Below are 26080 nucleotides of genomic sequence, written 5' to 3' on the forward strand. Positions count from 1 at the left end.
GTGCCCCACCCGATCCCATCTCGAACTCGGCCGTGAAACCTGACTGCGCCAATGGTACTATCGCTTAAGCGATGGAAGAGTAGGTCGTCGCCAGGCATTGTAGCCGGTGCTCGAACAGCATCATGGTTTAGAAGAACCCATTCACATGTCATACCCCCTGCTACCCAGCAGGCGGCGTACCGTGGCGCGGGGTGGAGCAGCCCGGTAGCTCGTCAGGCTCATAACCTGAAGGTCACAGGTTCAAATCCTGTCCCCGCAACCATCGGTATCCCGCTAGTCCAAAGACTTAGCGGGATTTTTTGCGTCTGGGTTCCGCGGTCTGAAATAGCAATGTAAGCACTGCGGAAGCAAGAGGGCGAGTATTCCTGCGTAAATCTTCGCGGAACGCATTTTGCTGGCATCGCGTCGATCACTCGACAATTGCGGCTGCGGCAGGCAGGCGCATCACGCCCAACGCTTGGTTGCCGCCACGCATGTCACACTCGGCTTGGAACATGGCAAGTTCACTCGGAGCAGAGATTGCATATTTGCCCGCCGACGTGGACTTCAAGCCCGATCCCGTGGCGCTGGAATGGACGGACTGAGCGCGGGGCAGTGCAGACCTTCCTGAGGCTTGTTGGACCTGTTTGACTGATCAAAGCGGGACTACCACCGCCGATCTGGCATCGTTTGCGGTGGTCTCGGTCGACGTCAAACGATGAAGCAGGTGTTAATTGAGCGTAATGCGCTTATGATATTCAAAATGGCTGGAGATCAGTAGAGTGACATGGGCCTTGGTGAGATGACGTCCGATCGAGAGCCTCAAGTGCAAGTGGTACACCGCAACGGACGCTACCTTACGCTAGACATGCATTGTCACCTCGGGGTTAGCGCCGCCGATGCGTTGGTTCAGGCAAGCTATCCCGGACCACCCCCCGGCATCCATGATTTCACCAGCCCGCAGACTGGTGCCGTGAACCGCGCGCAGTTCGCGGCGATCAGCTGCAAACTATACGGGGTGGACGAACGCCTTGCCGACATGGACCGGCTAGGCATCGACATGCAGGCGATCTCGCCCAGCCCTGGGCAGTATTTCTATTTCACCGATATCGATGTCGGGCGATCCGCCGCCCGACTGGTCAATGATGGCATCGCCGAGGCAGTCGCGTCCCATCCCGACAGGCTGGTCGGGATGGGCACGGTGCCGTTGCAGGATGTCGATCAGGCGATCGTCGAGATGCGCCGCTGCGTGCGCGAACTCGACCTGCGCGGGATCGAGATCAGTTCCAACGTCAACGGGCGCGATCTGCACGATCCGCTCTTCCGGCCGTTCTTCGCCGCCGCCGAGGAACTCGGCATCCTGCTCTTCCTCCATCCGCTCGGCTTCACGCATGCCAACCGGATGAGCGAATATTACTTTAACAACCTGATTGGCAATCCGCTCGAATCGACGCTGGCGGTCGGGCATCTGATCTTTGGTGGTGTGCTCGATCGCTATCCCGGGCTGCGCATCTGCGTAGCGCATGGCGGTGGCTATCTGCCGAGCTATTGGGGGCGGATGGATCATGGGTGGCGCGCGCGCGCCGATTGCCGCGCCGATTGCCAGCATCCGCCGTCGAGCTATCTGAAGAGATTGTGGTTCGACACGTTGGTGTTCGACCCCGACGAACTCGAATCACTCGCGCGGACGCATGGCGCGGACCGGCTATGCATGGGCAGCGATTATCCGTTCGACATGTCCGAACCCGATCCGATCGGCTTTCACGCTTTGCTCGGCGAGGAAGACCGCGAACGCATCCTCGGGCGCAACGCGGCCGCATTACTAGGGCTCATGGACGGCTGAACACAAACGACGACATTCGCGCAAGCAATCGAGCGCGGTTATCGTTACGGATCAGATATATCGATTTTGCTTAGCTGTCGCCAATGCCTATTCCCTTCTCAAATAATAAGTCCTGGGAGGGGATACATGAAGAAAACTTTGCTCTGCGGCATCGCTGCGACCGCGCTGATCATATCGTCCAACGCTGTCGCGCAGACCGTCGCCGGGGAGCCACCGGTCACTACCGGACAGCCGGCCGCGGATCAGTCGAACGCAGCCGACACGCAATTGTCCGAAGCGGGCATCGGCGACATCGTCGTCACCGCGCAACGTCGCTCCGAAACGCTCCAGCGCGCGGCGATCGCCGCTAATGCGGTAAGCGGTGAGCAACTCGTTCGCGCCGGCGTCTCCGATGCGACACAGCTGACCAAACTGATCCCGGCGTTGACGGTACAGCCGGTCGGCATCTCGTCGAGCTTCTTCATCCGTGGCGTCGGTGCGACGGCGATCAACTCGTTCCAGGAAAACGCCGTGGCCTTCTCGGTCGGCGGCATATTCTACGCGCGTCCCACCGCCCCCGCCGGGTCGTTCTTCGATCTCGACCGGATCGAGGTGCTGAAAGGCCCGCAGGGTACGCTATACGGTCGCAACGCCACCGGCGGCGCGATCAATTTGATCCCGCGTCGTCCGCGGCTTGGCGACTTCAGCGGCGACATGACCGCCGAATATGGCAATTACGATTCCAAGAAGATCCAGGGCGGGGTCAACATCCCGATCGGCAAGATCGCCGCGTTGCGCCTTGCCGGCCAGGTCGTCGATCGCGACGGTTATTATTCCGATGGCTATGACGATGAAAAGGTCGAGACGTTCCGCGGGTCGCTGCTGATCGAACCAAGCGACCGCTTCTCGATGCTGTTTATGGCCGATTATACGCATCAGGGTGGCAAGGGCGTCGGCGCGGCTTTGGTCGCATCACCGGTCACGCCCAACGTCCCCAATCTGCGCGACCGTGTCGGGGGCGCCGATCCCCAGATCACCGCCTTGCTGCAGCAGCTGACGGTCAACACGTTCCGGTTCGTTCCGCCATTCTCGTTCCTGTCGCCCGATGCGCTACGCAACTCTGTGACGGTGCCGCGCGGTGATGGTTTCCAGGACAGCAGCTTCTGGGGTGCCTCGCTCACTACCACCGGCGATCTCGGTTTCGCGTCGCTGACCACGATTCTGGCTTACCGCAAGAGCAAGCCCGACATCCTGACCTACGCACCCGGCTTCCCCGGGCGTTTCACCGAAAATGACGACCAGATGTCGGCCGAGGTGCGGTTGGCGTCGCAGGGCGGCGGCCCGCTGCAATATGTGCTCGGCGGGTTCTTCTTTCACGAGCAGCAGGACGGCTATAACAATTACAACCAGGGCATCCTTGCCAACACCGAATATTTCCCGCGGCTGAAGACCACCAGTCAGGCGGTGTTCGGACAGCTGACCTATTCCGTCGCGGATACGTTCCGGATCGTCGGCGGTGGGCGATATACCAAGGAAATGAAGACGCTGACCGGTTCGACCCGGAATACTAGCTTCTTCGTCCCCAATCCGCCCAGCGTGCCGATCAACGGCGATCTCGATTTCAGCAAATTTACCTGGAAGGCGGGGGTCGAATGGGACGTCGCGCCGCGCTCGCTGATCTACGCGAACGTTGCGACCGGGTTCAAGGCGGGCGGTTTCTACCCTTCCGCCGGTACCAACACCTATCGCCCGGAAACGCTCACCGCCTACACCTTGGGTTCCAAGAACCGCTTCCTGAACAATAAGCTGCAGGTGAATCTCGAGGCGTTCTACTGGAAATACAACGATCAGCAGATCAGCTATGTCGGCCCGATCGAGTCGACCCCGGGCAATTTCGCGCAGGCCGGCGTAACGGTCAATGCGGGCCGTGCGCGGATGTACGGTGCCGAGATCGACCTGTTGTTCCAGCCGACTTCGTCCGACACGTTCGGTGCGACCGTCCAATATCTCAACGCGCGCTATGAAAGCCTGGTCTATAACGCGATCTCGACCAGCGGCGCACCGCTCGTCACGTCGTGCGCAGTACGCAACGACACGCGCACCGCGGCGCCACCGACGCGCTTGTTCGTCGTCGATTGCTCGGGCAAGCCAGGCGTGTTTTCGCCCAAATGGACTGCCAACGTGAATTACGAGCATCGCTTCACGATCGGCAACTATGGACTGACCGCCGGCGCGCGCACGCGCCTCGAAAGCTCGGCCTGGCTCAATCTCGACTATCTCGACTATCAGCGCCGCGACGCGTCGATGACCTCGGATGCGTACATCACGCTAAGCCCGACGGGCGAAAGCTGGTCGCTGACCGGGTTCGTCAACAATATCGAGGATAACGCGGTGTTTGCGGGCGGGCTGACGCGTCCGATCATCAACGCCTCGTTGCTGACGCTGCGTCCGCCGCGCACCTACGGCGCACGGGTCGGCTTCCGCTTCTGATGCGGCAGCCCAGTGAGTTTCGCCGCGGCTGGCCAGTCGTGCTGGTCGCGGCTTCCGGCGTCGGGTTGGGGATTGCGGGCCTGCTGACCTACACGGCGGGGATTTTCGCCAACGATCTGCGCGGCGCGATCGGGCTGTCGCGCACCGATCTCGGCTGGGCATTTTTCCTGTCGACCGTCGCGCTCGCGCTCGCCCTGCCGTTGACCGGCTGGCTGATCGACCGCTTCGGCGCGCGCGGCCCCGCCGCCGCCGGGTCGCTTGCGCTGTCTGCGGGCTTCCTAGCGCTAGGCACGTCTGTCCATTCGGTCGCCGGCTATATCGTGGTGATGGCGGCGATCGGGTTCTTCGCCGCCTGTTCCGCCCCCGTGGCCTATACCCGCGCGATAAGCGGCGCGTTCGATCGCTCGCGTGGTCTCGCCCTCGGCCTCACGCAGCTCGGCATCGGCGTGTCGGCAATGGCGGTGCCACCGATCCTCGCTCAGATCGTCGCCACGCATGGCTGGCAGTCGGGCTATCTCGTCCTGTCCGGGCTTGCGCTGCTCGGGATCATCCCTGCGCTGTCGCTGCCGCCCAAGTCGCGCGATCCGATCCGGCCCCAGGGCGCCGACGTCGCCGGCACGCTCCGGTCGCGCGAGTTCATCCTGTTGCTCGCCGCGTTCGGGATGATGGCGCTGGCCTTTGCCGGATTGTTGCCGCACTTCGTGCCGATGCTGCGCGATGCCGGGGTCGATGCGCAACGCGCCGGGCTGATCGCCGGCGTGATCGGCGCTTCGGTGATCGTCAGCCGGGTGATCGTCGGCTGGCTTGCCGACCGGATCGAGGCCGCCTGGCTCGCCGCGGTCTGTTGCTGTATCTGCGCGCTCGGTTGCCTGACGCTCGCCTCGCAAGGCGCGACCTTCGCGTGGCTCGGTGCGATCGCGCTCGGCACCGCGATGGGCGCGGAGGCCGACCTGATCGGCTATATGACCGCGCGGCGCTTCGGCGTGGCGGGCTATGGTCGGCTCTATGCCGTGCAATATGCCAGCTTCATGCTGATGGCCGGGCTCAGCCCGTTATGGGTCGGCGCGCTGGCGGACAATAAAGGCGGTTACGCAACCGCGTTGGTCGTTGCGGCGATCGGCCTTGTGCTCGCGGCCGTAATCTTCCTGTACCTGCCCGCCTCGAAGCCCCGCGCCGCACCCGCTAATTAGGCCGTTCCGGTCGGCACCGCCGCCACGCTCCTGAATTCGCCGACGAGCCAGGCGATCCCGGCATCGTTGGCGCGCGCTGCATGATATTGCACCATTTCATGCAGCACTGGCATGTCGAACGGCAACGGCTGCAGTTTCAGATCGAACGGCGCGGAGTATGCCACCGCCAGCCGTTCCTGCAGTACTGCGATCCGGTTGGTATGCTGCAGCATCATCGGCACGCCGGAAAAGGTCGACGACGTCACCTCGATCCGCCGTCGATCCCGAAACGGCAGCAAGTGTCGCTCGGCAAACGCGATCGCCCGGCCTGCGCCGATGCTCACTGCAATATGCCCCAGCGACAGGAAGGTATCGAGGTCGATCGGCATATTCATCGCCGGGTTGCCGCTCCAGCCGACCACCACATGTCGTTCGTCCAGCAACGGGAAAGACGGGTGAGACGGGGAAACATATTCCTCCGGGCTCACGATCAGGTCTATTTCGCCGGATTCAAACTGAGCAATGCTTTGTGGCCCCGTCGGCCCAACATCCATGCTGATATGCGGCGCCCGCTCGTGCAGGTTGCGCAGCACCGGCGCGATCAGCACCGATTGGATGTAATCCGATGCGTTGACGCGAAATCGTCGTCGCGAGGTCGCCGGGTCGAAACCGCTCGATGTGTCGATCAGCAACTCCGCTTTGTCGAGCAACGCGCGTGCGATCGGCCAAAGCGTCTCGGCATAGGCGGTGGGTATCATCCGGCGACCGACTAGGACGAGCAACTCGTCGCCAAAATAGTCGCGCAACCGTGCCAAGGCCGCGCTCACCGCCGGCTGGCTCAGGTTCAGCCGCAGCGCGGTTCGCGATACGCTGCGTTCGTCGAGCAGCGTATCAAGCGCAACGACCAAGTTGAGATCGAGACCCTTGAACCGCATGGTACGCCTTGAATAACTTCTGGTGATAGATCGTGATCAGTCTAATCGATTTCACTGACCAGTGGCAAGATTCTAGTTATGGGATGACCGAGCAGGTCAAATCACAAGATCGCCCGACAGAGACGGCGACGCGTTCGACACAGGGGATAGGCATCGTGGATATCGCAGCATCTCGGGACGGCACTGCCACTAGCCAGGCGGGAACGCGCCATGGCGTGATCCTGATGGCGGCGGCGATCATGCCCGCCATGGCGATCATCTCGCTTGTCCCGGTCCTGCCGCTGCTGCTGCGCGAATTCGCCGCTGTTCCCGGATCGTCCGTGCTGGTGCCGATCGCGATGACCGTGCCGGCCTTGTGCGTTGCGATCTTCTCTCCCGCTGCCGGGTGGCTGGCCGATCGTGTCGGGCGCAAATGGCTGCTCGTTACGGCATTGCTGCTGTACAGCGTGATCGGCGTGGTCCCGTTCTTCCTTCACGATCTGCACTGGATCGTCGCGTTTCGGGTGTTGCTCGGGCTGACCGAGGCCGCGATCACCACCGTGGCTACGACCTTGCTTGGCGATTATTACACCGGCGAGCGGCGCGAACGATGGATCGCGATCCAGACGGCGGTGGTCAGTTTCAGTGCGATCGTGCTGATCGCCGCCGGTGGCGTCTTGGGAGAAATCTTCGCGTCGCGCGGACCGTTCCTGTTGTATCTGCTCGCGCTCCCGATCGCCGTGGCATCCGCGATATCGTTGTTCGAGCCCGCGCTGCCAAAGTCATCGTCGGACGACAGCGCCTTTCCGTTCGCGCGCGTCATGCCGATCGTGGCGATCACGCTCGGCGCCGCCTTGCTGTTCTACACGATGCTGATCGAACTCGGACCGATCCTTGAAACCGCCGGCACGGTTTCGCCGGCGGCGATCGGCGGGGCAGGGGCGGCGGCCAATCTTGGCGTCGTAGTCGGCTCTCTGTTGTTTCGTCGCTATGCCTCGGCGAACCGCATGACCTTGCTCGCTGGCGGATTCGGACTAGCGGCGATCGGCTATCTCGGCGTGTCGCAAGCCGCAGGGCTCTGGACGATCGCATCGTTCGCCGTCGTCAGCTGCGTCGGCGGCGGCATCCTGCTGCCGACTTTGCTCACTTGGGTGTTGCAGATCTTGCCGCCCAATTGCCGTGGTCGCGGCACCGGCCTGTGGAGCGGGACCTTTTTCCTCGCGCAGTTTCTCGCTCCGTTGATCGCAGTCGCCTTGTCGCAGGCGACCGGTGGGCTGAAACCGGCATTGGCGATATTGGGGTTGGGTGCCGCCTGCGCGGTGCTCGCCGCGATCCTGTCCCGCCGCCGGTCGGCCGTTACCGGCTGAACCGCAGGCAGGGCGTCAGGCGCGTACGACGCGTTGTTCGATCACACCGAACGGCGCGCTGCCATCGGATCGCCGGCCTTCCATGCGGACGGTATCGCCGAAGCGCATGAATTCCGTCTTAGGTGCGCCGCCATCGACGATCTCGATCCCGCGCCGCTCGGCGATGCAGGTCGATCCGATCTCGCGGTAATTGGAATTCGATACGGTGCCCGATCCGATGATCGTCCCCGCCGGCAGGGCACGCGTGCGTGCGGCGTGCGCGATCAGCCGGTGGAACCCGAACGACATGCTCGTGCCGTTGGGCGCGCCGAAACGTTCGCCGTTCCAATCGACCAGCAGGTCTAGGCATACGCGCCCGTCGCGCCATTGATCGCCCAGTTCGTCCGGGGTCACCGCGATCGGCGCCATGCTGCAGGCGGGCTTGGCCTGCACCCAGCCGAACCCGGTCTTCATCTCCGGCCCGGCCAACGCGCGCAGCGACCAGTCGTTGATCTGCACGATCAGCCGGATATGCCCCAGCGCGTCCTCGGGCGAGGTGCCCATCGGTACCGCATCGACCACCACCCCGAACTCGCCTTCGAAATCGACCCCGAGATCCTCGGACGGTACCGGGATATCGTCATGCGGGCCGTAGAACCGATCAGACATGCCCTGGTACATCAACGGCACGTCCGAATGGTCCGGCGCGTTGCCGAACACCTGTTTCATCAGCTCGCCGTGGCTTTCAAACGCCGATCCATCGAGCCATTGCCACGCGCGCGGCAACGGTGCCGCCAGCATCGTGCTGTCCAGCGTATCGGGAAACTCGTTCTGCGCGCGGCAGACGTCGGCCAGCGCATCCCATCGTTCGATCAGCTCTTGCAGCGTGGCGGCGGGGGCCGCCGCGCACCGCGTGCCGTCTGGGGAGACGAGCACCAGCCGACCATCGGGCGTGCCGTCGCGCAGCGTGGCGAACTTCATCGTGTCAGTCCTCGAAAATGGCGACGGCGCGCGTCCAGCCGGCTGATCCGCGCTTCACCTTGGCGGGGAAGCACGACACGGTGAACCCGAAGTCGGGCAACTGCTCCAAATTGGTCAGCTTTTCCATGTGGCAGTAACCGATCTCGCGACCGGCCTTGTGGCCTTCCCAGATCAGCGACGTATCGCCCGTCTCGGCGACCTTGCGTGCGGTGTGCGCGAACGGCGCATCCCAGCTCCATGCGTCCGTGCCGGTCACGCGGATGCCGCGTGTCGTCAGGTACATCGTCGCTTCATACCCCATGCCGCAGCCCGACCCCAGAAAGTCAGGGCCGCCCATCGCCGCGCCCGCCGCGGTGTTGACCAGCACGATATCCAGCGGTTGCAGGGTGTAGCCGATCCGCGTGAGCTCGGCCTCGATATCCGCCGCGGTCGCGACATAGCCGTTCGGCAGATGCCGGAAATCCAGCTTCACGCCGGGGCGGAAGCACCAGTCGAGCGGCACTTCCTCGATCGTCATGGCCGGTTCGCCATTGTTCATCGTCGGATGATAATGCCACGGCGCATCCAGGTGCGTCCCGTTATGCGTCGTCAGCGTCAGCGTCTCTGACGCCGCGAACCCCAGCCCGCCGGGCAGTTCCTCGGCCTTGAGGCCGGGGAAGAAGCTGTGCATCTCCGCCACCGTCTCGGCATGGTTCTGATACGAAATCGTCGGCCGCATGAACGGCGGATCGGTGACGATGTCGGGATCGATCGTGATCGACAGGTCGAGGAAGCGGCGCGTCACTGGCTGCGCCCGCCCAGGGTGTCGGCGAACCAGTCGGCGATGTAATCGCGGCCAAAGCTCATATTGTCCGCCCCGACATGCTCGACACCGCCTTCGCGATCGGTGAACAGCTTGAGTTCGCGGCGCGGCGAATTGACCAGCTGATCGTAGCAATCGTGCGCGTAGTTGACGCCGATCTGGCGATCGTTCGCGCCGTGGGTAACCAGGAAGGGCACCTTGATCCGGTCCATATGGCCGTTCAGGTTCATATCAGCCGATTTCTCGAGGAAATCCGCCATGTCCGTCGCGCCGAACGCCCAGGTAACGTGCGCCCAGTAATGCGGGATGGGGTTCTCCCCCTCGCGCTTCATGCGCTTGTCCTGCACTTCGCGCCAATTGTGATTGGCACCCCACACCGCGCCACTGGCGAAGCGCGGTTCGTAGGCGACCGCGCGCGGCGCGAAATGCCCGCCGAGCGATATCCCGGTCATGCCGATGCGCGCGGCATCGACCTCGGGGCGCGCTTCCAGCCAGTCGACCGCTTTCGACGCCCAATGCTCGCTATGCGGATCGACCGGCAGGTCCTGCAATCGCAGCGCTTCGCCCGATCCCGGCTGATCGACGCACAATGTCGATATGCCGCGTCGTGCCAGCGCTTCGGGCAGGCGCGACCAGAACAGCAGTTCCTTGCAGCTGTCGAGGCCGTTGCAATAGACCACCACGGGGTGCGGGCCATCGCCCGGCGCTTGCGTGTACAGCGCGGGCATGGTGCCTGCATTCAACGGAATGTCGACGCGTTGCCGCGGCAGGCTGCCGAGAAAAGTCGACTTCTCGAACGTAGCCAGTGCCTTGGCATAGGTATCTTTGCGGCCGGGATGGCCGTGACCCTGCATGCGTTCCGCCACGAGCAGGTACAACGCCGCGCGCTCCAGCTTGTCCGACGCCGAAAAGCCCCGGCCGCGCGCCTCGTCCTCCTCGGCCAGGCCGATCAACTGGTCCGCCTTGGCGACCCACTGCGCCATGAATTGCGGCGTCCCGGTATCCGCGCCGCTTGCGGCGGCCTCGCGGATCGGCTGACACATATCGACGATCTCGCCGATCTGCGCGCCGCTTTCGAGCGCCATCGCGACCGACAGGTTCCAGATATAATTCGGGAAATATTCGAAAAGTGCCACGTGCTGTTACACCTTTGCCGCCTGGAAGAGACCCGGATCGGCGGCGGGATGCGGCATCGTCTGCGGTCCACCGACCCCGACGCCCCATTGGTCCATCACTTGCGGGCCGGGAATATGCACTTGCGCTTCGTGCGTATCGAAGTCGACGTCCTCCAGTTCGGAGGTATACTCCACCGCAAAGCCGCCGGGCGTGGTGAAATAGCTGAACGTGTTGTTGCCCGCGGTGTGCCGTCCCGGACCCCATAGGATATTGGTGCCCTGTTTGCGCAGCCGGTTGATCCCGCGCATCATGTCGTCGACCGTCAGCACGTCGTAGGCGACATGGTTGAGGCAAGGCGGCCCCGGCAGGAAAGCGATGCGATGATGCGCTTCGTTACAGCGCAGGAACGCCATGAAATCACCGAGCCAGTCGCTCAGCTTGAACCCCAGCACATCGATGAAGAACTGCACCATCGCCTTGTGATCGGGCGAGTGCAGCACGATGTGGCTGATCTTCTGCGGTACTGCATCCCACCGCGCCATGTCGCGACGGTCGCCGCTGGCTACATCGCTCGATACCTCGAAGGGTAGGCCGTCGGGGGAGAAGAAGCGGAAACCATAGCCACCACCCGCCGTCGCCAGGTCGCGCGGTGCGAAGATCACCCGGCATCCCGCGGCGACGACATTGTCGTGCAGGGCATCGACGCTCGATCGGCTGTCGGTGGCAAGCCCGATCACATCGATACGCATCGTCTCGTCCTGGCGCAGGCGGACCACGTGGTGCTCGTCATCGCCCTGCGCCTTGAAATAGACCATGCCGTCCTGCGACGGCACCGGCTGCAGGCCCCACACGTCGCTGTAGAACCGCGCCTCGGCCTCCAGATCCGGCATTGCGTAGCCAATGTAGCGGATGTCAGTAACTCTACTCATTACATATCCTCGTTTTGATGGCTCAAATCGGCTGCGAGACGATCGCGAACATTTCGCGCGTTGCCGTGGCGTTATCGACGGGTGCGGATTTGCCGAGCTGTCCATGGCAGATCGCCAGACTCGACCGGACGATATAGGCGCACCGATCGCAGCGCCGATCGCGGTACGCGGTGAACGCCTGCTCGGGCGTGTCGTGCCGCGCGAGTTCTGCCGCCAGTACGATCGAATCCTCGATCGCCATGCCCGCCCCCTGCCCGAGATGCGGCGTGGTGGCATGGACGGCATCGCCGAGCAGTACGACCCGACCACGATGCCATGGCCCCTCCAGCATCAGGGTCTCGAGCGGGCGGTACACCACGCCGTCGTCATCGGTGATCGCCTCGGCGAGATCGCGAACGGTCTGCGGTGCCTGCGCGAGCGTGGCACGCATCCGCGCCGCCAATCCCGCGCGGGCGTAACGGGGATTATCCGGCTCCGCGGTGGTAACGAACATGTAGATCTGGTCTTCGCTCATCGGCACGAGCCCGATCCCGATCGGGCCGTTATAGGCTTGCAGCGCATCATGACCGGCAGGGCGCGGCAGATTGTAGCGCCATACGGCCTGGCCGGTGAACGCCGGTCTTGCCGCATCGGGAAACAGGGTTGCCCGCGTCTGGGAATGGACACCGTCGGCGGCGACCACGATGTCGAACGTGCGTCGTGTCCCGTCGGACAGGGTCACTTCGACGCAATCGCCGCGGTCCTCTATGGCGGAAGCGGTGACGCCGAGCAAGATCTCCACCCCGTCGGTCCGTACGCGGTCGGCCAAGACCTTGTGTAGCGCCGGACGTGCGATACCGACATTGGCGGGATAGCCCTCGACCAGGTTCGGCGACGGGACGCGCGCCACCTTGATGCCATCGGGCGTGAAGATCTCCACGTGATCGAAGCCGCATGCAGCGCCGAGATACGTGTCGATCAGGTCGAGATCGCTCATCGCACGGATCACGTTGGACTGTTGGATGATCCCAACGCCGTAGACCGACCAAGACGGATCGCGTTCGATCACCGTTACGGCAAACCCCTCGCGCCGTAGCGCGATCGCCGCGGTCAGCCCTCCGATACCGCCGCCAATAACGAGGGTCGCGAGCTCCTTCATCTTCCCAAAAGTCCCGTCGCGCTAAGCGAAACCGCGTCGATCGGCATCCGGCATCCCCTTACAAATCTAGCACTCTGGTGCTGTTCGGCATCTTTCTACGCGTGCTTGAGCGATACAGGAAATGAGTTTATCTGATGCCGTTCTATCAGGTTTTATAATCCAAAACGATCGTGGCACGATGTGGAATCAAGCCGCATCACGGTGCAAGGGGGTCGGGGAATGGTCTCCGATCGGTGTTCGAGCGCCAAGGAGTTTCGAAGCTTGGTCGATCGGTCGGCGCGGCCATTTCCCGGGTCTGCTGCCGAACCCCACGGCAGAGACGTCGGAAGCGTCGCGCACTTGATGGTTGCCCGCGCCCTGCGGGCAATACCAGCTTTCCAAAATCTATGTCTGCTGTGCTAGGCAGATGATCCGCCGATCCACGGAGTTGACATGATCCCAATCGCTACGACCCATGTCGGCAGTTTGCCGCGCGGTAACGAATTGACGCCGCTTTTGCGCGCACGCGACCAGGGGGAGCCCTATGACGTGGAGGCATTCGATCGGATCGTGCAGACGGCCGTGAACGACGCGGTCGCCGCGCAAATCGCCGCGGGCGTCACCGTGGTGAGCGACGGCGAACTCGGCAAGATCGGCTATTCCACCTACATGATCGAGCGGCTCTCGGGCTTTGGCGGCCATGTCGATCGCAAGCCGGCGCTCGATCTAGCGCCGCTCCCCGAGCTCCGTGCCAAACTTGCCCACATCATGGGCGACCAGGATTTCGTCCGCGCATCCTGTATCGGCGCGGTGAAGCTGGTGAGCCTGCAGCCGCTGGAAGACGACATCCGACGCTTCCGAACCGCGCTCGATCGGCACGGCGAGGCGCCGCGCGGCTTCATGAATTCGGCCTCGCCCGGGTTAATCACCGCCTTTCAGAAGAATGCGTATTACCCCAATCACGAAGCATATCTCGCTGACCTGGTAACGGCGATGCGCCCGGAGTACGAAACGATCGTCGCTGCCGGCTTCGAACTGCAACTCGATTGCCCCGACTTGGCGATGTCGCGCCACACCGGTTATCAGGAGATGGACGATCCCGAGTTCCTCGCCACGATTGAAGCCAATGTCGAGGCACTCAACGCCGCCACGGCAGGGATCGCGCCGGAGCGGATGCGGATGCATGTGTGCTGGGGCAATTACGAGGGGCCGCACGATCACGACGTTCCGTTAGAAAAGATCATTCAGATCGTGCTGAAGGCGAAGCCCAGGACGATCCTATTTGAGGCCGCGAACCCCCGGCATGAGCATGAATGGAAGGTGTGGCGCGACGCCGGCGTGCCCGACGACAAGATCCTCGCGCCAGGGATGATCGACACCTGTTCGAACTATCTCGAGCATCCCGAACTGGTGGCGCAACGGATCGAGCGCTTTGCCGCGATCGTCGGGGCAGACCGCGTGATCGCCAGCACCGACTGCGGGTTTGGTACGTTTGCGGGATACGGCAAGATCGATCCCGCCGTCGCCTGGGCCAAGCTGCGCGCGCTGCGGGACGGTGCGGACATCGCCGGCGCGCGGTTGTGACGCCAGACGCCCTGCGTGCGGCCGAATGGGATTGCACCCGACTGGTGCATCTCTACGCCAATCTCGTTGATCAGGCGCGTTGGGCGGAGGTGGCCGCGCTCTATGTGGCCGATGGCCGGATGACGCGTCCTACGGCGCCGGACCTCCCCGTCGTCGGCCGTGACGCGATCCTCGCCGCGTTCGAGGCGCGACCGCCGCGCGTGACGCGGCATATTTGCTCGAACGTGGTCATCGAACTGGTGAGCGACCGCAGTGCGCGCGGCAACAGCGCAATGCTGTTGTTCAGTGCTGCCGACAAACCGCCGTTGGTCGGCGGCTTCGAGGATTCCTTTGTCCGGGTCGACGAAGGCTGGCGTTTCGCCGAGCGGCGGGGAACGCTGACCTTCTGATCTCGACCCGGCCGGCTATGCGACTGCCGTGGCGCCGCTGCCAACCATGTCGTACCCCTCGCCATTGTCCGGTCGCAGCACCATGTGGCCGATCGCCGTATTGCTGCAGGGCACGTGGTAATGGCGATGCAGCGCACGAGCGCGCTTGCCCAGTGCGCCGCGCATGACCAGCCACATCACCATCTCGATCCCTTCGGAGCCGGTTTCCTGCAGATATTCCAGGTGCGGAATGTGGCGCAGCGCATCGGTATCGCCGGACAGCCGATCGAGAAAGCCATTGTCCCATTCCTGGTTGATCAGTCCCGCGCGCGGCCCCTGCAACTGGTGGCTCATGCCGCCCGTGCCCCACACCTGGACGTTGAGGTCTTCCTCGAAGCTCTCCACCGCACGCGCGATCGCTTCGCCCAGCGCCCAGCAGCGATTGCCCGACGGCGGCGGGTAGGTGACGACGTTGACGGCGACGGGAATTACCTTGACCGGCCAGGCATCGGGCCGGCCGTACATCATCGACAAGGGCACGGTGAGGCCGTGATCGACATCCATCTCGTTGATGATGGTCATGTCGAATTCGTCAAGGATCAGGCTCTGCGCGATGTGCCAGGCGAGATCGGGATGGCCGACGACATCGGGCACGGGGCGGGGGCCCCAGCCTTCGTCGGCCGATTTGTAGCTTTCGCCGCAGCCGATCGCGAAGGTCGGAATGATCTTCATGTCGAACGCCGAGGCATGGTCGTTATAGACCAGGATCACGACATCCGGTTTCTCGCGCTGTTCCCAGGCGCGCGTCCATTCATAGCCGGCGAAGATCGGGCCGAAATAGGAGTCGGTATCCTTGTGCTGGTCGGTGGCGACACCGAGCAGGGGCACGTGGCTGGAGGCCACACCGGCAGTGATACGAGCCATCAGCGTTTGTCCTTGATCGAGCGGAGACCCACCGGGCTACGGCCGCCGGCGAGCATCATCTGGGTATATTCGTCGAAATTCATGTCGGTCATCGTCGATACCGCGCGGGCGAAAGGGATGCCGTCGGTCGAGAACAGCTTGGCGAGGAAATAGACGTTGCCGCCGAGATCGAGGCAGCGATTGTATTCGCGCGCCAGCACGGCCTGTTTCTGATCCTCGGTCATCGGCCATCGATCGAGATAGGCGCGCTCGTCGGCCTTGAAGCTTTCGCGGTTCTCGGCCTTCATCAGGCTCATAGCGAACTGGTTGAGATGATAGCCGGCGCGGGCGCGTTTGGCGGTGAACACGCGCGTGCCCGGGATATCGTCGAACGCCGCGAGATAGGCCTTCATGTCGATCGGCTGCGTCATCCGGTTTCTCCCTGCATCATACTGATCTTGTCGAAGCGCGGCGCGGTTCGCCGATCCAGCGTCAATTCGGCGGTCCATTCGCCCGAGCCGGAGTCCAGCGCGACGCTGGATGCCTCCACCCCGCGCAGCGTTTGTACGAACTGATCGACCATGCCGGCGAGCACCCGCTGCGCGGCCGGGTTTATGCCCGGCTGGAAGGCGAAGCGAAAGGTGCCGAGGCTGTCTGTCGCCAATACCGTCCTGAACGGCAGGATCTGTGCGCTGGGTTGCCGCTGGACGACGACCGTGGTGACCGCCGTCCCCGCCGCCAGCGCCTGTGGCTTGACGACCTCGACGCTCACGCTGGCGACCGCGCCCAGCGTAAGACAGGCGAGGCCAAGCTGCCGGGCATAGTCCTCGATCAGATCGATATGGCTGTCCGCGAGCCGCTGGGCGGCGCTGGCGATGCGACGATAATCAACCGTATCTTCGAGCCGATCCGCCCTGCTGGCATCAAGCCGGGCTTCGACGCAGACGATCAGCGGCTGGCGCCGTCCATATTCGTGTGGCTCGACACCGATCAGCGCATCGATGGCCAGATCGCGAACGGCGACGAGGATGGTCGTAGGGGTGGTCATGCCGCGGCGTGGATCGCGGTCATCGGAACACGACGGTACGCGTGCCGTTCAGCAGCACGCGGTCATCGACATGCCAGGCGACCGCCGCCGCCAGCACGCGCCGCTCGATATCGCGGCCCTTGCGCACCAGATCCTCTGCGCTGTCGGCATGGCTGATCGGCTCGACATCCTGCGCGATGATCGGCCCTTCGTCGAGATCGCCGGTGACGTAATGCGCGGTCGCGCCGATCATCTTCACGCCGCGATCATAGGCCTGGTGATACGGCTTGGCGCCCTTGAAGCCGGGCAGGAAGCTGTGATGGATGTTGATGCAGCGGCCCGACAGGAAGCCCGCGAGATCGTCCGACAGGATCTGCATGTAGCGCGCGAGCACCACGAGGTCGGCGCGCGTATCGGTCACCAGGGCCTTGATCGCGGCCTCCTGCTCGGCCTTGATATCGCGCGTGACGGGCAGATAATGATAGGGGATGTCGCCGATCATCGTGGTGCGCAGCGCTTCCGGCGGGTGGTTGGAGACGATGCCGACCACGTCCATCGGCAGCTCTCCGATGCGGTGGCGATAAAGCAGATCGCCGAGGCAATGATCGAACCGCGAGACCATCAGCAGCACGCGCTTGCGGGCGGCGGCTTCGCGCAGCGTCCAGGCGTGGCCGATCTGGTCGGCCGATCCGGCAAGCGCCGCGCGCAACGCTTCGCCACGCGCGCTATCGGCCAGGTCGAACGCGACGCGCATGAAGAAGCGGTCGGTCTGCGGGTCGTTGAACTGCTGCGCGTCGGTGATGTTCCCGCCATGCTCGGCGATCATCCCGGCGACCAGAGCAACCAGCCCGGGCCGGTCGTCGCAGGCGAGTTTTAGAACATGGCCGGTCATTGCGACACTCCTGGATGCAGCGTGGTGCCGGGACGGTGGGTGTCGGCATAGCCGTTGATCCACCCGACCGTCTTGTCGAGCCCGCCAAAGGGATAGAAATGCAGCCGTACGGGGCCGTGCGCGCGGGTCAATCCGCGGGCAAGCGCATCAACCAATCTGTCCGGCCCGGCCGACCCGAGCAATTGGCCGATCGACAGGCCGTAGCGTGCCATCACCGCGGCCGACGCGCCGACCCCGCAACGCGCGGCATAGCGCAGCAGCGTCTTGATGCCGGCCGGCCCGGGCACGCCGATGCGCACCGGCACATCGATGCCGCGCGCGCGTAGCTCGGTCAGCCAGCGCAGGAACGGGGCGGCGTCGAAGCCGAACTGGGTGACGATCAGCGTCGCCATGCCGCGCGCGGTAAGCTCGTCACGCTTGCGCTCCAGCGCGGCCCAGCGTGCGGCTTCGTCCATCGCCGGATGATCTTCGGGATGGCCGGCAATGCCGATCGCGCGAATCCCGTGGCGCTCGAATATCCCGGTCTGCAGCAGCGACAGCGTATCGGCGAAGGGCCCGGCGGGCGTCGGTGTATCGCCGGCGACCAGGAACATGCGCGTCACCTTGGCCTCGGCGACGGTGCGCGCGACGATCTGTTCCAGCTCGTCATGCGAGCCGATCCGGCGGGCGGAGAGATGCGGCATCGGCTCGAAACCGAGCGCGCGCACTTCAGCCGCGGCGGCGATTCGGTTGTTCATCGATTCGCCGGGCAAGAAGGTAATGGCGATCGGCGTTTCCGGCGCGATGCGCGCTGCCGCGCTGCGCAGGGCGAGGCGATCCTTCGCCGTCATCTCGAGCGAATAGCCATCGGCCATGTCGGTCGCCACCGTGTCCCAGCGAGGGTGGATGATCGGCAATTCCATGGAATCCTCCCGTGGCCTTATCGACCTAGCTCCCGCTTTTCCTCTAGCCCCGATCGCTCAATTCACATAGACGAAAATTCATGTACAAGAATATCGCAACAGGAGCAGCCCCGGAGCCGATCGTTTTGCTCCCTGGCCTGCTGTGCGATGCGCGCATTTTCCGTGGGCAGCTTGCCGCATTCGACACGGCGGTGATGGCACCGGATTATGGCGATCTCGACGATCTCGGGGCGATGGCGGAACGGGTATTGGCGCACGCCCCGGGGCGCTTCGCGATGCTGGGTCATTCGATGGGGGGGCGCGTCGCGCTGGAGGTGTGGCGTCGTGCGCCGCAGCGGGTCGGGCGGCTCGCGTTGGTCAGCACCGGCGTACACCCGCGCCGCGCGGGCGAGCAGGAAAAGCGCCACGCATTGCGCGATCTCGGGCGGACGCAGGGCATTGCCGCGCTGGTCGATGCCTGGTTGCCGCCGATGCTTGGCATGGCGACCGCGCAAGATGCCGGGCTGGTCGCGCGACTGGCCGACATGTGCCGCGCTGCCGGCATGGCACGGTACGAAGCGCAGGAAGCGGCGTTGCTTGCCCGGCCCGAGGTGCTGCACCTGCTGCCGACGATCGATTGCCCGGTGCTGGTGATGGTCGGTAGCGAGGATCGCTGGAGTCCGCCGGAACAGCATCGCGCGATCGCTGCCGCGATCCCTCACGCGGCACTGGTGGTGATCGACGGCGCCGGCCACATGGTGCCGGCCGAAGCGCCGATTGCCGTCAACGACGCCCTTGGCGACTGGCTCGAACGGCCAACGGCCAAGATCAATAATACGCAAAGGAGAGCATGATGACCGATACGAGCCTGCAATCGCTTCTCGACCAAAGCGGCAATATCGTCGAGCTGCTGCGCAATCAGCAGACCGGCCCCAACGTCTACCCCGGCGTGCCGGCGGAATATTCCAATTGGCGCGACGAGCAGATGGCCTGGGCGAACAAGGCGGTGCTGTTCAACCAGTCCTTCCATATGGTCGATCTGCTGGTCGAGGGGCTGGATGCGTTCGCCATGCTCAACCATCTGGGCGTCAACAGCTTCAAGAATTTCGTGCCCGATCGCGCCAAGCAGTTCGTCCCGGTGACGCCCGACGGCTATGTCATCGGCGACGTGATCCTGTTCTATCTTGACGAGAACCGCTTCAACCTGGTCGGCCGCGCGCCGGTGATCGAATGGGTCGAATTTCACGCGGCGACCGGCGACTGGAACGTGACGGTGTCGCGCGACGAGCGCACCGCGGTGCGCCCCGATCCGGAAAATCGTCGCTCGTATCGCTTCCAGTTGCAGGGGCCGAACGCGATGGCGGTGCTGGAAGCGGCGATGGGCGAGACGCCGCCGGACCTGAAATTCTTCCACATGACGCGCCTCACGATCGCCGGTCGCGAAGTACGCGCGCTGCGCCACGGCATGGCGGGGCAGCCGGGCTACGAGCTGTTCGGGCCTTGGGCGGATTACGATATCGTGCGAGACGCGCTGATCGCGGCAGGCAAGGATCACGGGCTGACGTTGGTCGGTGGCCGCACCTATTCGTCGAACACGATCGAATCAGGCTGGATTCCGTCGCCGCTGCCGGCGACCTATACCGGTGAGGGGACACGCGCATTTCGCGAATGGCTCGGCGTCAACAGCTATGAAGCCAGGGCCTCGATCGGCGGCAGCTATGTCCCGAACAGCGTCGAGGGCTATTACCTGACGCCGTGGGATCTGGGCTACGGCCCGTTCGTCAAGTTCGACCACGACTTTATCGGTCGCGAGGCGCTGGAGCGGATGGCGGGCGAGCCGCATCGCAAGAAGGTGACGCTGGCGCTCGACAACGAGGATCTGCTGCGCGTTCTCTCGTCGCAATATACCAAGCAGGATCGCGCCAAATATATGGAGTTCCCGTCGGCGGTCTATTCGATGCACCCGTTCGACCGGGTGGAAAAGGATGGTGGACTGGTCGGTGTATCAACGTGGATCTCCTATAGCGCCAATGAAGGCCGCATGTTGACGCTTGCGATGCTTGATGCGGACCATGCCGAACCCGGCACGGAAGTGACCTTGGTATGGGGCGAGCCGAATGGCGGTACGCGGAAGCCGACGGTCGAACGTCACGTCCAGACCACGATCCGCGCGGTGGTCGCCTCGGTGCCCTATTCTGAAGTTGCCCGTGACAGCTACGCAGACAGCTGGCGCAACCGCCAGCCCGCTTGATCACACCGACGCCGGGTGGTCGAGGCCACCCGGCGCCTGGCGACCATTGGCGGTGCTAGCGCGCGAGCAATCCGGCAGTGGTGATCAACAACTCCGCGACCCGCTGCTCGACCACTGAATTGAAACGTGCACTGGGAATGGCTACGGCGAGCGCGCCGACCGTTTCGCCGTCGATCGCAACGGCGCGAGCTACACCCTGAATGCCCGGCGTACTTTCTTCGCGGGTCCGGGCGATCCCGGCCGTGCGAATGACGGCTATTTCTCGACGTAGCGCGGCCGCGTCCGTGATTGTCGCGGCCGTGTAACGCGGAAGATCGGAGGTGGCGAGAAACGCTTCGACACTCTCATCTGGCATATTCGCAAGCATCGCCTTGCCAGCCGAAAAGCAATGTAGCGGCGTGCGGCTACCAGTCTGAACTGCATAGCGCAGTGCATGGTCGCTGGTCTCCGTAACGATCGCCTCCATCTCCCAGCCTCGTTGCACGAAGAACGATACCGTCTCGTTCAGCTGTAGGCGCAGCGAGCGGACGAGTGGCGCAACGCGCTCAGCCACAGGAAAGGCGCGGCTGCGCGCGCGCAGCCGGTCGAGGCCAGGGCCAGCGACGTGCAACCGTCCGTCGCGCGACAAGTAGCCACGATCCACCAGCGTCGTAAGCAGGTAAGACAAGCTGCTCACAGGAATCGCAAGTGCGGCGGATATCTCCTGCGCTGTCACTGCCTGATCGCGAGCGACGACAAATTCAATGATATCGAGTGTGCGCGTTGCTGACTTGACGTGCGGGGAGCTAATATCGGCCATACGCCCAAGCTTAGCGCAAAAGCGGCGTTTGGCGCCATCATGGCTTCGTCAAAGAAAATGCCGCCGTCGTGAGGGGTGTGTCAGACCAAATGCACCGGACGTTAGGCGGGCCCGAGTAGGTATCAGCATGCCCCGTCCCCGCAAGCCCGCCAGCTCGTTCCGCTGCTACAGCTCGTCGCCCTAGGCGATCCGGATCGTGGTGATGCTGAATGTTCGTTTCCCACTGTCGCTGGGCAACGTGGAGGACCTGCTGTTTGAGCGCGGCATCGACATTTGCCATGAGACGGTGCGGATGGGCCAACAACCGGATCGAGAACAGTCACCTGCCGTTCCGACGACGAGAGGGGGCAATGATCAGGTTAGGTGTTTGAAGTTGTTACAGAAGTTCGCCAGCGTCCACGCCAACGTACACAATAACTTCAATCGCGAACGCCATCTCGTCGACCGCCAGACCTACAAGGAACACCGCTCAGCTGCGCTGCCTAAGCGGGGTCAGATCGCGCAGCTAGGCGGCTGCACTTAACGAACGAAATGCATCGTGAGGAGCGGTTCGCTTTAGGCTAACAGCCCCATTGCTGCGAGGCTGACCCATCTAGTTTCGATAGCTTGGGACGCGTCCCCGTCGGATCGATCATAACCCCATATGTCGTCCCACTCACACTCGAGATAATGGCAAACGGCCGCGAGGGTCTAGTCCCGTTCGCCACCTTTCATATGGAGGGGCTGTGGGATTCGGAGGGTACGCAGATGACCGATGCGTTCTGCCGCGCGCTGGGCGATCCGGCGATGCCGGTCCGCGGGACACCGTGGTAGATCATCCGGCTGATGTCGGCGTTCGTGCCGACGATCCGCGAGGTGCTGGAAATGAAGTATCTGGGGGATCAGCCGGTTAGACTGTCGAATGACCGTCTCGAGGCCGTGCTAGGGCACCAACCGCGCACCCCATTGAATAATGCCGTTCGCACGACGCTCGAGGGTAGTCCAGCGCCGACCGAGCCTCCCAACCACGGAAGCGATAAACCACCCCGGTGCTTACTCACCTTTTCGAAGCATTGCGCTGAACCGCCTGGTTACGGTATGTTCTTTGTATGTTCCAATCCGTGCGTCTTTCCTTGGCTTTGGAGTTCGTCGCGACCCCGGCCGAGTGGCAGTGGTTCGGCCCGATGGTCGCGCGGGGAACGTATCACTACGATATCGATGGCTGGCCTGCTTTTTCAGTAGGTCAGATCCAACAGTACAAATCACTGTGGAACGAGTTGGCTGGGCGCGCTCTCGTAAAGCTTCAGGATGGCGATTGGACCGCTGAGGGCGTCAGTCCGGCCCACGGCGTTCTGCCTGTCCCGATCCATACCAGCTTGTGGGACTACCTACGGATCGTAGACCGCATGGACGAGGCCGGAGGCAGCGGGTTTCGCTTTATCGCGCTCACCGTCTCAAGCAGTGCGACAACAAAGGTCGCCGTGAGTCAGGCTTCTAAAGCGACGCTGCGGCGCCAACTCACCGACTGGATACGCGAGTACGCAAAAAAAGCATGCGGTCCGGTTCTGAGTGATGAAATGAAGGCCGCAGCTCGCGCGGCGTTCGTCGGGTGCTTTATGCCCAAGGAGCTTGCCGATCATCGGCAAGCTCTGTCCGGCAGCCACGGCAACTGATGCATAGGTATGGCGCAGGTCATGGAGGCGCACATCGTTAAGACCAGCACGAGCGCGAACACGTCGCCAGAACGGCTGCAGATCCGACAGCGGTTTGCCGGGAAGGGTGCCCTGGATCACGTGCGGATTGAATGGGTCGCGGCTGAGTGCGGCAAGAGCATCAACTGCGGCCTTTCCAAGATGTACGGCCTTCGCGCCGGTCTTGGAATCTGGTAATCTAAGCACGCAGGCAGAAAGATCGACATACTCCCAGCGCAACTTCATGATCTCGTTAAGGCGGCAGCCCGTCAGCACGAGCAGACGAACCGCGGCAATGACCTCCTCGACGCGCAGGCGGCCAAGGGCGGGGAGAATGAAGCGTTTGAGGTTGCGCCGATACTCCTTTGCGGTGCTTTCCTTCACCCGTACCGATATGTGCTCGCGATCGAAGCGTTCGGACAATTCGCGCAGGGTGATTGCCTCCCGCCGGTGCTTGCGGTCTTCAGCAGGGTCGCTGCCTGCCCGCACTGCGGCAAGCGCCTGAACCGCAAGATGACGCGCCTGTTCGGGAGTCAGGATGCCGTGTGCGCCGAGCGTCACACGACGGGATCGCGTGCCGACGCGGTATTGTATTAGGTAGCTTCGCCGTCCTGACGGCAGGATTCTGATGCCGAACCCCGCTATGTCGCCATCCCAGATCATGTACTCGGTCGCACGAACGTCCGCGCTCTCCACCAGCCGCTTCGACAATTTAGCCATCGTGATCTCCTGCTACCGTGCATCACAGCCCCCCCGGCTCCGGCAGCATGGCGGAAGCAAGAGGGCGCGCGTCGCAGCGAAATGCTGCGCGGGTCAGTCAGGCCCTGATCGCGCCGACAGTCAACTAAGTCTCTGAAAACGCGAGAAACAAGGAACGTCTGCGTAGTTGAGGGTACTCGCTGCAACAGCACTCATAACCTGAAGGTCACAGGTTCAAATCCTGTCCCCGCAACCATCGATACACACACAACAACCGTCTCAGGAAAACCTGCGACGGTTTTTTTGTGCACTTTTTGCGCAGCTCTAGAGCGGCATTGCGCTTGATGTCCGCTGCTTCGCGGCAGTGGTAACGACCTGTCCGGCATTGGTCTGCGGACCGTCAGCGCCACCCGAGGCATGCGTGATCGCTGCAATACCGTGCGCTTTGATAATCAATCGCGTTGATAGAAGTTGCTCAAGCAGTGCGAAGGCCGCTTGGCAGTGTAATCGCGACCGGGCACAACGCGGCCATGATTTCATTACTTATCCTGCTGGCAGCCCAGGCCACGGCGCCGGCATCGCCGACACCACTTGCCGCCTCTGTACCGCAGCCTATGGCGAAACGGCGCTGGCCGACGCGCGAAGGCAATTTCGAGATCCGGGACTTTCGCTTCGCCTCGGGCGAGACGCTGCAACGGCTTCGCCTCCATTATACGACGCTGGGCCGGCCACACCGCAACGCCCGCGGGGAGATCGACAATGCCGTGATGGTGCTTCACGGCACCGGCGGAAGCGGCAAGCAGTTCCTCGTGCCGCAATTTGCCGACGAGCTGTACGGCCCGGGACAACCGCTCGACATCCGCCGCTATTGGATCATCCTGCCCGACGGGATCGGCCACGGCCAGTCTTCCAAGCCGTCGGACGGGCTACGCATGAAATTCCCGCGCTACGATTATGCCGACATGGTCGAGGCGCAATATCGCTTGTTGCACGACGGGCTCGGCATTCGCCAGATGCGCCTGATCATGGGTACGTCGATGGGCTGCATGCACGGGCTGATGTGGGGGGAAACATATCCTGATTTCGCCCGCGCGCTGATGCCGCTCGCCTGCGAACCGCTGCCGATTGCCGGACTCAACCGCATGTGGCGGCAGCTGCTGATCGACGGGATCAAGGCTGATCCGGCCTGGGCCGGCGGCGACTACAAAGCGCAGCCGCTGCAGGGGCTGCGCACGGCGCAGACCGCATTGTTCATCGCCGGCGCCGCGCCGCTCAACCTGCAGGCGCTCTATCCGACGCGCGACGGAGCGGCCGCGTTCGTCCAGGATCGCGTTGCCAAGGCATTGCCAACGCTCGATGCCAACGACCTGATCTACCAGGTAGACGCGTCGCGCACCTATGACCCGTCACAACGGCTCGGCGCGATCACCGCGCCGGTCGTGTGGATCAATTCCGCAGACGATTTCATCAACCCGCGCAATCTCGACTATCCGGCGCAGGCGGTGCGACGCATGAAGAATGCACGGTTCCGGCTCATCCCCGAGACGCCCGACACGCACGGCCATGGCACGCACACCTGGGCGGTCAATTGGAAAGCGGATCTTGCCGATCTGTTGGCGCGGACGGCGACGCCGGAGGGGTAGGCGCGACCGGCTTGCTTGGTACGTCATACGCGGAGACATGGTTGAGGGTGATCAGCCAGCGCCCCTTGATCTTGCGGAACAGTCGCGTGTTGACGCCCTCTGCTGCATGTCCCGGCCGTTCGAGATGGTAGCGACCGACCAGCATCGCGGCGTCGGCGGACAGCAAGTCCACTTTCATGTCGTAGAAATGCAGCGTGCCGCGGGTCTCGGGCGATGCGCCATAGTCGCGCACATAATGATCGAGCGTGCCTTGCCAGCCATCCTGGAATTTGCCGCCAGAGGCGAAGACCACATCGGGATTGCGGAACCCCGCCATGTAGCCGCGGAAGTCGCCGCGATTCCAGGCTTGCTCCATCTTCGCAATGACCGACAGGATGGCAGCACGATCTTGCACGGCCCCGGCGGATGCAGGCGCTGCCAGGCACAGCGCGGCGGGGGCAACGAAAAGCTGGAGCATTTTCATCCAGGCATCAAACGCGAGGGGCGGCGGCAGATCAAGCGCATTGTAGGAAAAGCAGAAGAGGAGCTCGGGCTGCGCCCGGCGGCTCGAATGCGGCCGCCATTCTTACTCCATGTTAACAATGGTCTCGAGCGCACGTCTAGGGTGCGAACAGCAGGCGTTGAGTCGCTTCTAGAGCGTTCTGCTGAGTAATGGCGGCCCGCCTGGTATGGCTCGATCCGGGCGGGCCGTTTCATCG

Annotated in this window: 24 protein-coding genes, 1 tRNA gene and 1 rRNA gene; 12 read left to right on the forward strand and 14 right to left on the reverse strand. The window is 63.3% G+C overall.

Features of this window, described 5'->3' with window-relative positions; genetic code table 11:
- The 5 genes from rrf to U1739_RS17110 all read left to right on the forward strand — a co-directional run.
- Nucleotides 1–96, forward strand: a 5S ribosomal RNA gene (rrf, locus tag U1739_RS17090); the annotation flags it as partial.
- Nucleotides 97–185: 89 nt separating this feature from the next.
- Nucleotides 186–262 (forward strand) — tRNA-Met (locus U1739_RS17095).
- 543 nt (nucleotides 263–805) lie between these two features.
- Nucleotides 806–1822, forward strand: a complete 1017-nt coding sequence (locus U1739_RS17100; protein WP_332709797.1) for an amidohydrolase family protein — start codon at nucleotides 806–808, stop codon at nucleotides 1820–1822.
- A gap of 126 nt (nucleotides 1823–1948) precedes the next feature.
- On the forward strand, nucleotides 1949–4291 hold the full coding sequence (locus tag U1739_RS17105; protein ID WP_332709798.1) for a TonB-dependent receptor: 2343 nt from the start codon (nucleotides 1949–1951) through the stop codon (nucleotides 4289–4291).
- Nucleotides 4291–5481, forward strand: a complete 1191-nt coding sequence (locus U1739_RS17110; protein WP_332709799.1) for an MFS transporter — start codon at nucleotides 4291–4293, stop codon at nucleotides 5479–5481. The genes U1739_RS17105 and U1739_RS17110 overlap by 1 nt, the downstream gene beginning before the upstream one ends.
- Here the strand turns inward: U1739_RS17110 and U1739_RS17115 are convergent.
- Nucleotides 5478–6395 carry a LysR family transcriptional regulator gene (locus U1739_RS17115; RefSeq protein WP_332709800.1) on the reverse strand — a complete coding sequence of 306 codons (918 nt, stop codon included), beginning with the start codon at nucleotides 6393–6395 and terminating at the stop codon, nucleotides 5478–5480. The genes U1739_RS17110 and U1739_RS17115 overlap by 4 nt on opposite strands.
- 155 nt (nucleotides 6396–6550) lie before the next feature.
- On the opposite strand from U1739_RS17115, the gene U1739_RS17120 reads away from it, so the two are divergent.
- Entirely contained in the window at nucleotides 6551–7741 is a 1191-nt protein-coding gene (locus U1739_RS17120) for an MFS transporter (protein ID WP_332709801.1), read from the forward strand.
- 15 nt (nucleotides 7742–7756) lie between these two features.
- Here the strand turns inward: U1739_RS17120 and U1739_RS17125 are convergent, their stop codons facing one another.
- The 5 genes from U1739_RS17125 to U1739_RS17145 are packed head-to-tail and all read right to left on the reverse strand — an operon-like array spanning nucleotide 7757 to nucleotide 12686.
- Nucleotides 7757–8701: a fumarylacetoacetate hydrolase family protein gene (locus U1739_RS17125; RefSeq protein WP_332709802.1), complete on the reverse strand. Its 945-nt coding sequence runs from the start codon at nucleotides 8699–8701 to the stop codon at nucleotides 7757–7759.
- 4 nt (nucleotides 8702–8705) lie between these two features.
- Nucleotides 8706–9485, reverse strand: a complete 780-nt coding sequence (locus tag U1739_RS17130) for a cyclase family protein (RefSeq protein ID WP_332709803.1) — start codon at nucleotides 9483–9485, stop codon at nucleotides 8706–8708.
- Nucleotides 9482–10639, reverse strand: coding sequence for an alpha/beta hydrolase family protein (locus U1739_RS17135; protein ID WP_332709804.1), 1158 nt, complete (start codon nucleotides 10637–10639; stop codon nucleotides 9482–9484). Before U1739_RS17135 ends, U1739_RS17130 begins: the two co-directional genes overlap by 4 nt.
- Before the next feature lie 6 nt (nucleotides 10640–10645).
- Complete coding sequence (locus U1739_RS17140) at nucleotides 10646–11548, reverse strand: VOC family protein (RefSeq protein WP_332709805.1); 903 nt, start codon at nucleotides 11546–11548, stop codon at nucleotides 10646–10648.
- A 22-nt stretch (nucleotides 11549–11570) separates the two neighbouring features.
- Complete coding sequence (locus U1739_RS17145) at nucleotides 11571–12686, reverse strand: FAD-dependent oxidoreductase (RefSeq protein WP_332709806.1); 1116 nt, start codon at nucleotides 12684–12686, stop codon at nucleotides 11571–11573.
- Between the two features lie 435 nt (nucleotides 12687–13121).
- On the opposite strand from U1739_RS17145, the gene U1739_RS17150 reads away from it, so the two are divergent.
- Entirely contained in the window at nucleotides 13122–14249 is a 1128-nt protein-coding gene (locus tag U1739_RS17150; RefSeq protein WP_332710021.1) for a cobalamin-independent methionine synthase II family protein, read from the forward strand.
- Nucleotides 14246–14638 carry a nuclear transport factor 2 family protein gene (locus tag U1739_RS17155; RefSeq protein ID WP_332709807.1) on the forward strand — a complete coding sequence of 131 codons (393 nt, stop codon included), beginning with the start codon at nucleotides 14246–14248 and terminating at the stop codon, nucleotides 14636–14638. Before U1739_RS17150 ends, U1739_RS17155 begins: the two co-directional genes overlap by 4 nt.
- A 15-nt stretch (nucleotides 14639–14653) precedes the next feature.
- Here U1739_RS17155 and U1739_RS17160 read toward each other — a convergent pair whose 3' ends face one another.
- From U1739_RS17160 to U1739_RS17180, 5 genes are read right to left on the reverse strand one after another with little or no spacing between them, the layout of a single operon-like run.
- Complete coding sequence (locus U1739_RS17160; RefSeq protein WP_332709808.1) at nucleotides 14654–15541, reverse strand: class III extradiol dioxygenase subunit beta; 888 nt, start codon at nucleotides 15539–15541, stop codon at nucleotides 14654–14656.
- Nucleotides 15541–15951, reverse strand: a complete 411-nt coding sequence (gene ligA, locus U1739_RS17165) for a protocatechuate 4,5-dioxygenase subunit alpha (protein WP_332709809.1) — start codon at nucleotides 15949–15951, stop codon at nucleotides 15541–15543. Before ligA ends, U1739_RS17160 begins: the two co-directional genes overlap by 1 nt.
- Nucleotides 15948–16568, reverse strand: coding sequence for a dihydroneopterin aldolase (locus U1739_RS17170; protein WP_332709810.1), 621 nt, complete (start codon nucleotides 16566–16568; stop codon nucleotides 15948–15950). Before U1739_RS17170 ends, ligA begins: the two co-directional genes overlap by 4 nt.
- Before the next feature lie 19 nt (nucleotides 16569–16587).
- Nucleotides 16588–17439 (reverse strand): formyltetrahydrofolate deformylase, encoded by an 852-nt coding sequence (gene purU, locus U1739_RS17175; RefSeq protein ID WP_332709811.1) that lies wholly within the window; start codon nucleotides 17437–17439, stop codon nucleotides 16588–16590.
- Nucleotides 17436–18341: a methylenetetrahydrofolate reductase gene (locus U1739_RS17180; RefSeq protein WP_332709812.1), complete on the reverse strand. Its 906-nt coding sequence runs from the start codon at nucleotides 18339–18341 to the stop codon at nucleotides 17436–17438. Before U1739_RS17180 ends, purU begins: the two co-directional genes overlap by 4 nt.
- 80 nt (nucleotides 18342–18421) lie before the next feature.
- On the opposite strand from U1739_RS17180, the gene U1739_RS17185 reads away from it, so the two are divergent.
- Nucleotides 18422–19174, forward strand: coding sequence for an alpha/beta fold hydrolase (locus U1739_RS17185; protein ID WP_332709813.1), 753 nt, complete (start codon nucleotides 18422–18424; stop codon nucleotides 19172–19174).
- Entirely contained in the window at nucleotides 19174–20571 is a 1398-nt protein-coding gene (gene desA, locus U1739_RS17190) for a syringate O-demethylase (RefSeq protein ID WP_332709814.1), read from the forward strand. The genes U1739_RS17185 and desA overlap by 1 nt, the downstream gene beginning before the upstream one ends.
- 55 nt (nucleotides 20572–20626) lie before the next feature.
- Here the strand turns inward: desA and U1739_RS17195 are convergent, their stop codons facing one another.
- Entirely contained in the window at nucleotides 20627–21370 is a 744-nt protein-coding gene (locus U1739_RS17195; protein WP_332709815.1) for an IclR family transcriptional regulator, read from the reverse strand.
- A gap of 196 nt (nucleotides 21371–21566) precedes the next feature.
- Between U1739_RS17195 and U1739_RS21255 the strand changes: the two genes are divergently transcribed.
- Nucleotides 21567–21893 carry a hypothetical protein gene (locus U1739_RS21255; RefSeq protein ID WP_443025591.1) on the forward strand — a complete coding sequence of 109 codons (327 nt, stop codon included), beginning with the start codon at nucleotides 21567–21569 and terminating at the stop codon, nucleotides 21891–21893.
- A gap of 910 nt (nucleotides 21894–22803) precedes the next feature.
- Here U1739_RS21255 and U1739_RS17205 read toward each other — a convergent pair.
- Entirely contained in the window at nucleotides 22804–23760 is a 957-nt protein-coding gene (locus U1739_RS17205; RefSeq protein ID WP_332709816.1) for a site-specific integrase, read from the reverse strand.
- Nucleotides 23761–24269: 509 nt separating this feature from the next.
- Here U1739_RS17205 and U1739_RS17210 point away from each other — a divergent pair.
- Nucleotides 24270–25382: an alpha/beta fold hydrolase gene (locus tag U1739_RS17210; RefSeq protein WP_332709817.1), complete on the forward strand. Its 1113-nt coding sequence runs from the start codon at nucleotides 24270–24272 to the stop codon at nucleotides 25380–25382.
- Here U1739_RS17210 and U1739_RS17215 read toward each other — a convergent pair.
- Nucleotides 25324–25845, reverse strand: coding sequence for a YybH family protein (locus U1739_RS17215; protein WP_332709818.1), 522 nt, complete (start codon nucleotides 25843–25845; stop codon nucleotides 25324–25326). The genes U1739_RS17210 and U1739_RS17215 overlap by 59 nt on opposite strands.
- Nucleotides 25846–26080: the final 235 nt, after the last annotated feature.

Source organism: Parasphingomonas puruogangriensis (assembly GCF_036663635.1).
Taxonomy (GTDB): domain Bacteria; phylum Pseudomonadota; class Alphaproteobacteria; order Sphingomonadales; family Sphingomonadaceae; genus Sphingomonas.

Coding starts and splice junctions, on each gene's coding strand:
- desA (WP_332709814.1), top strand. CDS start 19,174: ATGACCGATACGAGCCTGCAATCGCTTCTCGACCAAAGCGGCAATATC.
- U1739_RS17140 (WP_332709805.1), bottom strand. CDS start 11,548: ATGAGTAGAGTTACTGACATCCGCTACATTGGCTACGCAATGCCGGAT.
- U1739_RS17110 (WP_332709799.1), top strand. CDS start 4,291: ATGCGGCAGCCCAGTGAGTTTCGCCGCGGCTGGCCAGTCGTGCTGGTC.
- U1739_RS17185 (WP_332709813.1), top strand. CDS start 18,422: ATGTACAAGAATATCGCAACAGGAGCAGCCCCGGAGCCGATCGTTTTG.
- U1739_RS17205 (WP_332709816.1), bottom strand. CDS start 23,760: ATGGCTAAATTGTCGAAGCGGCTGGTGGAGAGCGCGGACGTTCGTGCG.
- U1739_RS17105 (WP_332709798.1), top strand. CDS start 1,949: ATGAAGAAAACTTTGCTCTGCGGCATCGCTGCGACCGCGCTGATCATA.
- U1739_RS17145 (WP_332709806.1), bottom strand. CDS start 12,686: ATGAAGGAGCTCGCGACCCTCGTTATTGGCGGCGGTATCGGAGGGCTG.
- ligA (WP_332709809.1), bottom strand. CDS start 15,951: ATGACGCAGCCGATCGACATGAAGGCCTATCTCGCGGCGTTCGACGAT.
- U1739_RS17125 (WP_332709802.1), bottom strand. CDS start 8,701: ATGAAGTTCGCCACGCTGCGCGACGGCACGCCCGATGGTCGGCTGGTG.
- U1739_RS17160 (WP_332709808.1), bottom strand. CDS start 15,541: ATGGCTCGTATCACTGCCGGTGTGGCCTCCAGCCACGTGCCCCTGCTC.
- U1739_RS17210 (WP_332709817.1), top strand. CDS start 24,270: ATGATTTCATTACTTATCCTGCTGGCAGCCCAGGCCACGGCGCCGGCA.
- U1739_RS17195 (WP_332709815.1), bottom strand. CDS start 21,370: ATGGCCGATATTAGCTCCCCGCACGTCAAGTCAGCAACGCGCACACTC.
- U1739_RS17170 (WP_332709810.1), bottom strand. CDS start 16,568: ATGACCACCCCTACGACCATCCTCGTCGCCGTTCGCGATCTGGCCATC.
- U1739_RS17180 (WP_332709812.1), bottom strand. CDS start 18,341: ATGGAATTGCCGATCATCCACCCTCGCTGGGACACGGTGGCGACCGAC.
- U1739_RS17115 (WP_332709800.1), bottom strand. CDS start 6,395: ATGCGGTTCAAGGGTCTCGATCTCAACTTGGTCGTTGCGCTTGATACG.
- purU (WP_332709811.1), bottom strand. CDS start 17,439: ATGACCGGCCATGTTCTAAAACTCGCCTGCGACGACCGGCCCGGGCTG.
- U1739_RS17215 (WP_332709818.1), bottom strand. CDS start 25,845: ATGAAAATGCTCCAGCTTTTCGTTGCCCCCGCCGCGCTGTGCCTGGCA.